The following is a 12,072-nucleotide window of genomic DNA, read 5'->3' as shown; positions in this document are numbered from 1 at the left end:
GGAGGGCGCGTGCCGCGTACGGCACGCGCCCTCCGTCCGTGTCAGCACCTCACGGCGTGTAGACCGAAGGGCGCGGAGCCGTCGGCATCTTGTTACCGATGAAGAAGCTCGGGTGCGGCGGCTGGTTGTACGCGGTGTTCTGCCAGGCCAGACCCGTGCGGTACATCGTGTCGTGGAGCAGGGTGGTGATCTTCGTGCTGGTCTCGTGCGGGGTGGAGTAGATGCGCAGGTTCTTGTTGTCGCTGGTCCGCCAGACGACCTCCTCGCGCCAGTCGCCGAGGATGTCGCCGGAGATCGCCGGGGTGGCCTTGGTGCCGTTGTTGGAGGCGACGCCGGAGCCGGTCAGCAGCCGGGTGTCGGAGGACGTGCCGTACTTGTCGATACGGGTCTGGTCCAGGAGTTCACGGGTGGTGTCGCCGTCCCACCAGGCCAGGAAGTTGGCCGAGGACGGTTCGCGGCCCTTGGTGGCGCCGGCCTCGTCGCGGATGTTCGTGTCGGAGGCCGACCACACCTCGGCGCCGTCGTTGCCGGCGTAGATGTCGCCGGCCACCCCGCGGCCGTTGTCGCAGCAGGCGTCGAGCTTCCAGCGGACCGAGCCGTTGGCGGGGTTGATGTAGAGCTCGGAGGGCTGGGAGGTGGACTCGGAGACCTTGAAGTACTCCAGGCCACCGGTGGACGGGTCGAGGTCGCCGAGGTGCTGGGCGTCGCCGTGTCCGGTCTTCGTGGTCCACAGGCCGTTGCCGTTGTCGTCGACGGCCATCGAGCCGTACACGATCTCGTCCCTGCCGTCGTTGTCGACGTCACCGACGGACAGGCTGTGCGAGCCCTGGCCGTCGTAACCCTTGCCGCTGTTGGTGGAGGAGTTGGTGTCGAAGGTCCAGCGGCGGGTGAACTGCCCGTTGCGCCAGTCCCAGGCGGCGATGACGCTGCGCGTGTAGTAGCCGCGCGCCATGATCACGGAGGGGCGGGCACCGTCCAGGTACGCGGTGCCCGCGAGGAAACGGTCCACGCGGTTGCCGTAGTTGTCGCCCCAGGAGGAGACGGTACCGCGGGCCGGCACGTAGTCCACGGAACTCATGGCCTTGCCGGTCTGGCCGTTGAACATGGTCAGGTACTCGGGGCCGGACAGCACGTAGCCGCCGGAGTTGCGGTGGTCGGCGGAGGAGCTGCCGATGACCGCGCCGGTGCCGTCTCTGGTGCCGTCGGACGTCTTCATGGCGACCTCGGCCTTGCCGTCGCCGTCGTAGTCGTACACCTGGAACTGCGTGTAGTGCGCGCCCGAGCGGATGTTGCGGCCCAGGTCGATGCGCCACAGGCGGGTGCCGTCCAGCTCGATGCCGTCGACGATGGTGTTGCCGGTGTAGCCGGACTGGGAGTTGTCCTTGGCGTTGGTGGGCTGCCACTTGAGCACGAACTCCAGGGCGCCGTCGCCGTCGAGGTCGCCGACGGAGGCGTCGTTGGCCTCGTAGGTGTAGGAGACGCCGTCGGGGGTGGTGCCGCCGGCCGGCGCGGAGATCGGGACGTCCTTGTAGCCGGTGCGGAACTGGATGGCGTGCTCGGAGAAGGCCTGTTCCACGCCGTTCACGACGGCGCGGACCCGGTAGTCGGCCGAGTTGGGCGCGCCCGCGTGGTAGAAGTTCGTGGAGCCGGTGACGGGCGACGCGTTGACCTTGCCGTCGCCGCGGTAGACGTTGAACGACACGTCGGCCGGGTCGGTGGCGAGCCAGCGCCAGCTGACCAGGTTGCCGCTGCCGGTGTGGACGCTGACGACACCGCGGTCGAGCTTCTCGACCTGTCTCGCGGTGGCCGCCTCCGCGGTGTCCGTGGAGAGCGTGGTCAGCCCGGCACCGGCCAGCGCCGCCACGGCGGCCGTGGCCGCGATGCCGGCCCGGCGTCTGCGGTGCTTGCGCGGGTGCTGCACGAGGTACCTCCTGGGGGACGGAGAGGGGGACGGACGGGGTTCCGTTCCCCCCCCAGTCGCCGCCGCTCGCCGGGAGGTTGCCGCGTGTACTTGTGGCAGGTCAGACCGCGCCGTGACCGGGCGCCAGCCTCTCCACCCGGTGCGCCAGCTCGAAGTCGCGCTCGGTCACGGCGCCGCCCACGCTGTGGGTGTGGACCGTGAGGGAGACCGTGTCATAGCCGAGGGTGAGGTCGGAGTGGTGGTCGAGCTCCTCCTGCACCTGCGCGATGTGGACGACCATCGCGGTGGCCGCGAAGTGGGAGCCCAGCCGGTAGGAGCGGGCGATGCGGTCCCCGTCCAGCGACCAGCCCGGCAGCTCCGCCAGCCGGTCCTCGACGTCCTTCTGTGACAGGGGTACCACGGGCATGAGCGCGCTCCTCGAGTCGTTCCGTCGCCGTCCGTTCCCAGCGTGCCACGGGCATGCCGTTGTCGTCCCTGGTCAGACGTGGTCGGACGGGCCGTGGCGCCCACCGGGCACGCTTTTCGGCCGTGTCGCGGCCGGGCCCCGAAAAGGACGGAGGGCGGCACCGGAGCGCCGCTCTCGACTACCGTGATCGCCATGGCCTCCGTCCCCTCCGCCCCTCCCGCCGCCATGTCCCCCGCCTCCCCTCCGCTCCCCACCGCCCGCACCGACGCCGGCGCCGGTCCACTGCTGCGGGCCTGGCGGGAGCGGCGCGGGGTCAGCCAGCTGGACCTCGCGCTGCGCGCCGGCTCCTCGGCCCGGCACATCAGCTTCGTGGAGACGGGCCGCGCCCGGCCGAGCGCGGAGATGGTGCTGCGCCTGGCCGAGCACCTCGACGTCCCCGTCCGGGAGCGCAACGAGCTGTTCCTGGCGGCCGGTTACGCTCCGCACTATCCGCAGACGCCGCTGGACGACCCGGCGATGGACACGCTGCGCGAGGGCCTGGAGCACCTGATCCGCGGCTACGAGCCGTATCCGGCGCTGGTCGTCGACGCCGTGCACGACGTGGTCGCCGCGAACCGGGGCGTCGAGATGCTGCTGGAGGGCGTCCCGGACACCCTGCTCACGCCCCCGCTGAACGTCGTGCGCCTGTCGCTGCACCCGCAGGGCCTGGCCCCGCGCATCCGGAACCTCCGCGCCTGGCGGGACCACCTGCTCGCCCAGCTGACCCGGCAGCTCGCCCTCCAGCGGTCGGAGGCCGTACGGAGACTGTACGAGGAGGTCGCGGCCTATCCGGTACCGGACGGGGACACGGAACCGGATCCCGGCCCGGACGGCGCGGGGCCCGGCGGGTCCGGCGGGCACCTGCCGGGCTTCGCGCTGCCCCTGCGCCTCGCACACGACGGCCGGGTGCTGAGCTTCGTGTCGTCGATCGCCACCTTCAACACCCCGATGGACGTCACCGTCGCCGAACTGGCCGTCGAGACCTTCCTCCCGGCCGACCCGGCGACGGCCGCGTACCTGCGGACGCGGGGAGGCGGGGCATGAGCCAGCGACGGCTGGCCCCCACCGTGGGCCAGGTGGTACTCGGGAAGCGGCTGCAGGAACTGCGGGAGGCCGCGGGGCTGCGGCGTGAGCAGGCGGCGGAGGTGCTCCGGGTGGCCCCGGCGACCGTCCGGCGCATGGAGTCGGCCGAGGTCGCGCTGCGCATCCCGTACATACAGATACTGCTGACCACGTACGGGGTGCCGCAGGAGGAGACCGCCGCCTTCGTCGCGCTCGCCGAGGAGGCCAACCAGCCCGGCTGGTGGCAGCGGTACCACGACGTGCTGCCCGACTGGTTCAGCCTGTACGTCAGCCTGGAGGGCGCGGCGCGGGTGATCCGGCAGTACGAGCCTCACTACGTGCCCGGCATGCTGCAGACCGAGGACTACGCGCGCGCCGTCCTGCGGGCCGGGACGGCCGGCCGGGACGGCACCGAGGCGATCGAGCGGCACGTCGCGCTGCGGATGGACCGGCAGAAGCTGCTGACCCGGGAGAACCCGCCGCACCTGTGGGCCGTCATGGACGAGACCGCACTGGCGCGCCCGGTGGGCGTCGGCCCCGAGGTGATGCGGGACCAGATGGACAAGCTGCTGGGCATGACGGACCGCGCCCACGTCACCCTCCAGGTCTCCGAGTTCGCGGCGGGCCCGCACCCAGGGACGTACGCGCCGTTCGTCCTGTTCCGCTTCGCGGAGCCCGAGCTGCCGGACATGGTCTACAGCGAGTACCTGACCGGTGCGCTGTACCTCGACTCGCGCCAGGAGGTGGCCACGCACCTGGAGGTGCTGGACCACATGGCCGCCCACGCGGCGACGGCCGAGCGCACCAGGGAGGTGCTGCGGGCGTACCGCGACGGGTACTGAGCCGAGGGCCGTCGCTACGCGGCGCCCCCCTTGCGCTCGTCCCCGCCCTTCTCCCCGTCCTTCTCCTCGTCGACGATCTCCGCGTCCACCACGCCCTCGTCCTCCGGGGCGCCCCCGGTGGGCGTCCCGGAGCCGGACGGCGGCCGGTCCTGCGCGTACATCGCCTGCCCCATCCGCTGGCTCACCGTGGCGAGCCGGTCGGTCGCGGCGCGCAGCGGCGCGGTGCCCGCCTCCTCCTCCAGCAGCCGCTTCAGTTCGGCGACCGCCGACTCGACCTCGCCCTTCGTCTCCGCCGGCACCCGCTCGTCGTTCTCGCCGAGGAACTTCTCCGTCCGGTACACGAGTTGTTCGGCCTGGTTGCGCGCCTCGGCCGCCTCGCGCCGCTCCCGGTCCTCCTCGGCGTACTTCTCCGCCTCGCGCATCATGCGGTCGATGTCGTCCTTGGGGAGCGCCGAGCCGCCGGTCACCGTCATCTTCTGCTCGCGGCCCGTCGCGAGGTCCTTGGCCGAGACGTGCATGATCCCGTCGGCGTCGATGTCGAACGCCACCTCGATCTGCGGCACGCCGCGCGGCGCGGGCGGCAGCCCGGTCAGGTCGAAGACGCCCAGCTTCTTGTTGTACGCGGCGATCTCGCGCTCGCCCTGGTAGACCTGGATGCCGACCGAGGGCTGGTTGTCGGCGGCGGTGGTGAAGATCTCCGAACGCCGGGTGGGGATCGTGGTGTTGCGCTCGATCAGCCTGGTCATGATGCCGCCCTTGGTCTCGATGCCGAGGGACAGCGGGGTGACGTCGAGGAGGAGGACGTCCTTGACGTCGCCGCGGATGACACCGGCCTGGAGGGCGGCGCCCAGGGCCACGACCTCGTCCGGGTTGACGCCCTTGTGCGGGTCCTTGCCGGTGAGCTCCTTGACCAGGTCGGTGACGGCGGGCATCCGGGTGGAGCCGCCGACGAGGATCACGTGGTCGACGGCGGACAGCTTGACGCCCGCGTCCTTGACGGCCTGGTGGAAGGGGTTCTTGCACCGGTCGAGCAGGTCGGCGGTGAGCTCCTGGAACTGGGCGCGGGTCAGCTTCTCGTCCAGGTGGAGGGGGCCTTCGGCGGAGGCGGTGATGTACGGCAGGTTGATCGTCGTCTCGGAGGAGCTGGACAGCTCGATCTTGGCCTTCTCGGCGCCCTCGCGCAGCCGTTGGAGGGCCATCCTGTCGTTGCCGAGGTCGATGCCGTTCTGTCCCTTGAAGCGCTTGACGAGGTGCTCGACGATCCGCTGGTCCCAGTCGTCGCCGCCGAGGCGGGTGTCGCCGTTGGTCGCCTTGACCTCGATGACGCCGTCGCCGATCTCCAGCAGGGACACGTCGAAGGTGCCGCCGCCGAGGTCGAAGACGAGGACGGTCTGCTCGTCGCCGCGATCGAGCCCGTAGGCGAGGGCCGCCGCGGTGGGTTCGTTGATGATGCGCAGGACGTTCAGGCCCGCGATCTCCCCGGCCTCCTTGGTGGCCTGCCGCTGGGCGTCGTCGAAGTAGGCGGGCACGGTGATCACCGCGTCCGTCACGTCCTCACCGAGGTAGGCCTCGGCGTCCCGCTTCAGCTTCTGCAGCACCCGCGCCGACAGCTCCTGCGCCCGGTACCGGGTGCCGTCGATCGTGCCCTGCTCCGGAAAGCGCCAGGAGGCGTCGCCCATGTGGCGTTTGACGGAGCGTGCGGTGCGGTCCACGTTCGTCACGGCCTGCCGTTTGGCGACCTCACCGACGAGGACCTCGCCGTTCTTGGCGAAGGCGACGACGGACGGTGTGGTCCGCGCCCCCTCCGCGTTGGCGACGACGGTGGGGTCGCCGCCCTCCAGGACGGCCACCACCGAGTTCGTCGTACCGAGGTCGATCCCGACCGCACGTGCCATCGCTGTCCCCTTCCGCCTGCGGTCCGCCGTGCCCTTCCTGACTCCCAGCACAAAACTTGAGTGCCCGTCTGTCAAGGGCGCACGATGAGCCGAGGGGCGCGCGGACGGCCGGTCCCTGACGCGCCGGTGCCGCGGCCCGTACGGACCGCGGCACCGGCAGGCACGGGGCGGATCAGGCGAGCTTCGCCGTCAGGGTGATCGTCGTGCCGGTCAGGGCCTGGCTCACCGGGCAGTTCTTCTTGGCGTCCTCGGCGGCGGCCACGAAGCCGTCCTCGTCGAGGCCCTCGACCGTGCCCTCGACGGTGAGGTGGATGCCGGTGATGCCCTCGCCCGGCTGGAACGTCACGTCGGCGGAGGTGACGAGCTTGGTGGGCGGGGTGCCGGCGCCGTTGAGGCCGTTGGAGAGGGCCATGGAGAAGCAGCTGGAGTGGGCGGCGGCGATGAGCTCCTCGGGGCTGGTCTTCCCGTTCGCCTGCTCGGCGCGGGAGGGCCAGGACACCGGCTGCTCGCCGATGCCGGAGGAGTCGAAGGTGACGACGCCCTTGCCCTCGGTCAGGTTGCCTTCCCAGACGGTGTGTGCGGAGCGCGTGGTGGCCACGGTTGATCCTTTCGCGTGTGGGTCCGTTGCCCGGGTGTCGGGTATCCGGATGTCCCATCCGATCACATCCCGGATGCCCGTACGCGCAACAGGGGGGTACCGGACGCGGAACAGCGGCCCGCGCGCCCGGCCGGGGACGTGACCCGGGCTCTCAGGCCGCGGGCTGGTCCCGCCGGCGGACCGTGGCGCGGGGCACCTGCGGGCCGTCCGACTCGCCGAGCCAGCGCCGCAGGACACGGTGGACGTGTTCCGCGCCGACGAGTTCCCCGCCCTCCTCCACCGGCGCGGACAGCGCCATGGGCGACAGCAGGAACGGGCGGCCCTGGGCGCCGCCGAGCCCGCCGTGGGAGCCGATCTGCTCCTCGAAGGCGAGGACCTCCCCGTCGGCCGGGTCGTAGTAGGAGTTGACCATGATGTCGGCGACGTGCGGGAAGCCGTGCGTGCGCCGTACGGCCGCGGCGGCGCCCGGCCCGAAGTCGGCGAGCGGGCCCGGGTGGTCGTCGTCCAGTTCGTCCACCGGGACCTCCACGCCGTGCGCGGCGAGGACGACCCCGCCGTGCTCCTCGCTGCGGACGAGGAGGAAGCCGATGCCGGGGTGGTTGGCGAGGGTGGAGAGCAGGGCGGGGTGGCGCCGGTCGATCTCCTCCTTGCTCATGCGGTGGTGCACGTCGGGGAAGGACACGAGTCCCAGGTTCCCGGAGGCGAGCACGACGGGTTCGGAGTGGCGCGGGGGCCGGTGCTCACCCTCGCTCTCCTCGACGGGCCGGCGCAGCGCGGCGCGGACGGCCGCCCGGGCCTCGGCCCCGCTGTGGGTACGGCGCGCCCGGCGCGGCACGGGCAGTCCGCAGCCGGCCCGGACCAGGTTGCCGAGGGTGAGGCCGTAGCGGCCGAGGAAGGTCTCGCCGGGGCTCTGGCCGTGGTCGGAGAGGAGGACGACGCGGTACGCGCGCGGGGCGTGCTCGGTGACCCGGGCGATCAGCGCGAGGGAGCGGTCGAGCCGTTCGAGGACCTTCTCGGCGTCCCGGCTGCGGGGGCCGGAGTGGTGGGCCACCTCGTCGTAGGCCACCAGGTCGGCGTAGACCGCGGAGCGGCCCGCGAGCATGTCGCCGATGACGGCGGCGACGACGACGTCGCGCTCGACGACGGTGGCGAAGGCGCGGATGAACGGGTAGAGGCCGCCGCGGCCCACGCGCGGGCGCTCCTTGCGCATCCGGGCGCCCAGGGACTGCCCGATCTCGCGGAAGACCTCCGCGACGAAGGACATGGCGGTGCGGACGGCGTTGGCGGGATCGCTGAAGTAGGCGAAGTAACCGGCCCGGGAGCGGGTCTTGCGGTCGCGCCGCGCGGCGATGGACAGCACCAGGGCGAGCTGCTCGGCGCCGCCGCTGAAGAGGTTGCCGCGGCTGGCGCCGTCGTCGGCGAGCAGGCCCTCGTGGCCGGTGCGCTCGACGGCGCGGCGCTGCAGTTCGGCGGCGCTGGAGGGCCGGTTGCTGACCATGACCTCCTGGGTGTCCTTCTCGTACCACCGGAAGGCCGGGACGTCGTGGTTGGTGCCGTGCAGGATGCCCAGTTGGCTGGAGCCGGTCTGGCTGGACCAGTCGGTGCGCCAGGGGGTGAGGCGGTGGGTGGGCAGCCCCGCCGTGGAGCCCTGGCCCAGCCAGCCGGCCACGGTGGGCATCAGGCCCCTGGCCACGGCCGAGCGGAGCACGTCGTGGCCGACGCCGTCGAGCTGGAGGAAGACCATGCCCGGCCCGGCCGGGTAGCGCTCGCCGACGGGGCGCCGGCGGCGCCGTTCGGCGAGGCGGTACAGCCGCTTCCGGTAGGCGTCGTCGTCCCGTACGGCGAGGGCGGCGCCGGTCGCGGAGGCGACGGCGGACATCACGGCGGCCACGACGACGGCGGTCTCCGGGGCGACCGCGCCGCGCCCGGAGGGGTTGAGCCGCAGCGCGAGCAGCAGCAGCGAACCGTTCAGGAAGAACACCAGCAGGCCGAGGACGAGCGCGGGGACGAGGAGCAGCAGCCGGACGAGCAGCGGCCACACCAGGGAGGACAGCAGGCCGAAGGCGCCGGCGCCGAAGGCCGCGGTGACGGCGATCGTGGTGGCGCTGTCACCGTTGTCGGACTGGAGCTGGAAGTCGGGGAGGGCACCGGCGAGCAGGAGCATGGTCACGGTGGACACGGCCCACACGGTGACGCTCCGCCACACCCCGCTCACCACGCGTCGCCATCGTCCGTCGCCCACGCCCCATGCACCTCACGTCCCGGCCCGCCCGATCTGCGGGTTCGCCCCAGCCTGTCACAACGGGCGGGACCGTCCGTGCCGGGGCTCGGGGGCCGTCGCAGGGTTCAGCGGCCGTCGTACCCGGCGGTCGGCATGGACAGCCGCCGGTGCACCCGGGCCTTCATCTGGGCGTCGTACGCCGGCTCCGCCGATCCGACCGTCTCCAGCCGTACGCCGCGCCGTACGCACTCGGCGGTGAACTCCTCGACCGAGGCCAGCGCCCGTTCCAGCACCCGGCGGCTGGGCGCGACGAACAGGTCGACGTAGCCCGCCTCGACATCGGACCAGAGCACGGTGTGGTCGGGGCGCAGGGCGCGGACGAGGAGCTCGCGGGTGACCACGTAGCCGCGCTCGGCGGCCCAGCGGGCGCACATGGCGTGCTGGCTGCGGGAGTCGACCAGGAAGGGGTCGGCCTCGAGCTCCTCCAGCGGGGTCAGGCTGGCGATCGCCGCGACCCGCACCGCGCCCGCGTCCGCGCCGCACGGCCTGCCGGAGGCGTCGCTCACGTCTCCCATGGACCCCCCTCGCCTCCGGGTTTCGCCGCAGACCCTACTCCTGCCCGTAGGCTCTGGGGGAGTCGCGCGAAGGAGGCGGAGGTAGTGCCGGTGGAGATCACTTGGTGGGGTCATGCCACCTGTACCGTCGAGGACTCCGGTACGCGCGTGCTCACCGATCCGCTCTTCGCACGCCGGCTCGCGCATCTGCGCAGGCGCCGGGGGGCGCCGCCGCCTCCCGAGGCGGCCGTGGCGGATGTGGCGCTCGTCTCCCATCTGCACGCCGATCACCTGCACGTGCCCTCGCTGGCACGGCTCGCCCCCGGCACCCGGCTGCTCGTGCCCCGAGGGGCGCCGCGCCAGGTGCCCGGGCTGCGCAGACTCGCGCACCTGCGGCTCACCGAGGTGGCGCCCGGGGACGAGTTCCGGGTGGGTGACCTGCTCGTCCAGGTCGTGTCCGCACGGCACGACGGCCGCCGGCTGCCGCTCGGACCGCACCTCTCCCCCGCGCTCGGCTACGTGATCGAGGGCACCGCGCGGACGTACTTCGCCGGGGACACCGGACTGTTCGAGTCGATGGCCGAGGAGGTCGGCCCGGTCGACGTGGCGCTGCTGCCGGTCGGCGGCTGGGGACCGCACCTCGGCGAGGGGCACCTGGACGCGGGGCGCGCGGCCGAGGCGCTCGCCCTGCTGAAGCCGCGCAGCGCCGTGCCCGTGCACTACGGCACGTACTGGCCGATCGGCATGGACGCCGTGCGCCCGCACGAGTTCCACACCCCGGGCGACGAGTTCGTGCGGCACGCCGCCGCGTACGCGCCCGGCGTGACGGTGTACCGGCCGGCGCACGGGGAGTCCGTACGCCCGGAGGTGACGCGGTGAGCCGTCGTCCGCGCCGCACCCCGGGGCGGACCCTCGCACCGGCCGTGACCGCAGCGGGAGGCACCGCGTGATATTCCTCTCCGCCGCGGACCCGGCCGTCCCGGTCGTGGCCACGCACCAGGCGATCGGGTACCCGACGCTGTTCCTGCTGGTGCTGGTCGGGGCGCTGCTGCCGGTGGTGCCCACCGGGGCGCTGGTCAGCACGGCCGCCGTGGTGGCCTTCCACGAGTCGTCCCCGTTCTCGCTGCTGCTGCTCTTCGGGGTGGCGTCCTGCGCCGCGTTCCTCGGGGACATGGCGCTGTACTGGCTGGGCCGGCGCGGGATGCACTCGAAGAACGGCTCGCGCTGGCTGCAGGCGATCCGCCGGCGGGCCCCGGAGGACCGGCTGGAGCAGGCCCGCGGGAAGCTGCACGACCACGGGGTGGCCGTCCTGGTCCTGTCCCGGCTGGTGCCGGCCGGCCGCATCCCGGTGATGCTGGCCTGTCTGATGGCCGAGATGCCGCTGCGCCGCTTCGCCCGCGGCAACCTCCCGGCCTGTCTCGCCTGGGCCGTCACCTACCAGCTCATCGGCATCCTCGGCGGCTCCCTGTTCCACGAGCCCTGGGAGGGCGTGCTGGCGGCGGTCCTGCTGACGCTGGTGATCAGCGCGGCGCCGGGCCTGTGGCGGCGGATGCGCAGGGCGGTCACCCAGTAGTCCCGTCCGCCGTCCGGGGCCGGAGAGCGCGGGTCGGGTCAGATGACGCGGAAGAGGTCGGCGGCGGCCCGGACGTCGGTGAGGTCCTCGACGAAGCGGAGGTCGTCGCACAGGGCGTCCAGGACCGAGCCGGCCCCGGCCCCGGCGGCGCGCGGGATGCCGACGGCCACACCGAAGACGCGGAAGTCCAGCCGGTGCCTGGCCTCGTTCCAGCCGCGCATCCACTCCTCGGTGACGTCGCACTCCTCGTCGGTGATCAGGACGATGTCACCGCGCCCGCGGGCGGCGTCGTCGAACTCCTCCGCCAGCAGTTCCGCGGCCGCCGTCAGCGGCCGCTGGAAGTCGGTGCCGCCGCCGAGGAAGCTCTCCGCGAAGTCGATCACCTGGGCGGTCCCGGCGGGCCGGTCCGCCGGGAACCGGAAGACCTGGAGCCGGTCGGCGGCGGAGAACAGCATGCCGACGAAGTCACGCCCCGCGTGGCGGGCCTGGTCCAGCAGCGCCAGGGCGCACGCCTTGGCCCACGCCTCCCGGGTGATGCCGCCGGGCCCCTCCGTGTACATGGAGTGCGAGGTGTCGACGCACGCGACGACGGCGCCCTGCCCGGTGCTCCGCTCCCCCTGGCTGTCGTGGAGCATCAGCTCCCCGGCGGCGTAGCGCACGGCGAAGACCGCACGCAGCGCGGGCAGGCCGAGGCCCGCCAGCTCGGAGGGGAGCACGCGGGAGAGGTCGTCGCCGAGCGTGACGCCGACCAGTTCCCCGGTGGTCTCCGCCACCTTCCGGGCGCGTTCGCCGTCGGCCATCAGCCGGAAGCGGCCGATCAGCTCGGCCCACCGGGCGAGCCGGCCGGAGCGCAGCCGCTCGGCGAGCCGGGCCCGCCGGTCGTACGGCATCCGCGCCCGCTCGCCGGGCCCGACACCCCACGCGCGCAGCAGCGCGGTCTCCTCCCGCAGGGCCCCGGCCG

General features: G+C 73.1%; 11 protein-coding genes. 4 read left to right on the top strand and 7 right to left on the bottom strand.

Annotated features, from left to right (window positions below; translation table 11 throughout):
* Positions 1 to 49: 49 nt before the first annotated feature.
* Both UW392_RS18235 and UW392_RS18230 read right to left on the bottom strand, forming a co-directional pair.
* Entirely contained in the window at positions 50 to 1,921 is a 1,872-nt protein-coding gene (locus UW392_RS18235; RefSeq protein WP_320776078.1) for a rhamnogalacturonan lyase, read from the bottom strand.
* Positions 1,922 to 2,021: 100 nt separating this feature from the next.
* A complete protein-coding gene (locus UW392_RS18230) occupies positions 2,022 to 2,327 on the bottom strand; it encodes a 4a-hydroxytetrahydrobiopterin dehydratase (RefSeq protein WP_320776077.1) in 306 nt (101 codons plus the stop codon).
* 225 nt (positions 2,328 to 2,552) lie between these two features.
* On the opposite strand from UW392_RS18230, the gene UW392_RS18225 reads away from it, so the two are divergent.
* Positions 2,553 to 3,410, top strand: coding sequence for a helix-turn-helix domain-containing protein (locus tag UW392_RS18225; protein WP_320776126.1), 858 nt, complete (start codon positions 2,553 to 2,555; stop codon positions 3,408 to 3,410).
* A complete protein-coding gene (locus UW392_RS18220; RefSeq protein WP_320776076.1) occupies positions 3,407 to 4,270 on the top strand; it encodes a helix-turn-helix transcriptional regulator in 864 nt (287 codons plus the stop codon). The genes UW392_RS18225 and UW392_RS18220 overlap by 4 nt, the downstream gene beginning before the upstream one ends.
* Positions 4,271 to 4,284: 14 nt before the next feature.
* On the opposite strand, the gene dnaK is transcribed toward UW392_RS18220, so the two are convergent.
* From dnaK to UW392_RS18200, 4 genes are all read right to left on the bottom strand, one after another.
* On the bottom strand, positions 4,285 to 6,165 hold the full coding sequence (gene dnaK, locus UW392_RS18215) for a molecular chaperone DnaK (RefSeq protein WP_320776075.1): 1,881 nt from the start codon (positions 6,163 to 6,165) through the stop codon (positions 4,285 to 4,287).
* Positions 6,166 to 6,337: 172 nt separating this feature from the next.
* A complete protein-coding gene (locus UW392_RS18210) occupies positions 6,338 to 6,763 on the bottom strand; it encodes an OsmC family protein (protein ID WP_320776074.1) in 426 nt (141 codons plus the stop codon).
* Positions 6,764 to 6,914: 151 nt separating this feature from the next.
* On the bottom strand, positions 6,915 to 8,981 hold the full coding sequence (locus UW392_RS18205; RefSeq protein WP_414496354.1) for a phage holin family protein: 2,067 nt from the start codon (positions 8,979 to 8,981) through the stop codon (positions 6,915 to 6,917).
* Between the two features lie 128 nt (positions 8,982 to 9,109).
* Complete coding sequence (locus UW392_RS18200; RefSeq protein WP_320776073.1) at positions 9,110 to 9,559, bottom strand: hypothetical protein; 450 nt, start codon at positions 9,557 to 9,559, stop codon at positions 9,110 to 9,112.
* Between the two features lie 84 nt (positions 9,560 to 9,643).
* Here UW392_RS18200 and UW392_RS18195 point away from each other — a divergent pair, with 84 nt between their 5' ends.
* The gene (locus UW392_RS18195) at positions 9,644 to 10,417 is read left to right on the top strand and encodes an MBL fold metallo-hydrolase (RefSeq protein ID WP_320776072.1); all 774 of its coding nucleotides are present in this window, start codon (positions 9,644 to 9,646) and stop codon (positions 10,415 to 10,417) included.
* A 67-nt stretch (positions 10,418 to 10,484) separates the two neighbouring features.
* Positions 10,485 to 11,111 (top strand): DedA family protein, encoded by a 627-nt coding sequence (locus UW392_RS18190; RefSeq protein ID WP_320776071.1) that lies wholly within the window; start codon positions 10,485 to 10,487, stop codon positions 11,109 to 11,111.
* A gap of 38 nt (positions 11,112 to 11,149) precedes the next feature.
* Here UW392_RS18190 and UW392_RS18185 read toward each other — a convergent pair.
* A partial coding sequence (locus tag UW392_RS18185) for a VWA domain-containing protein (protein WP_320776070.1) occupies positions 11,150 to 12,072 on the bottom strand: 923 nt, incomplete at its 5' end.

The sequence above is a fragment of the Streptomyces sp. CRN 30 genome (assembly GCF_034105845.1).
Note: the sequence above shows the minus strand (reverse complement) of the source record. Positions and strands in the feature narration are given on the sequence as shown.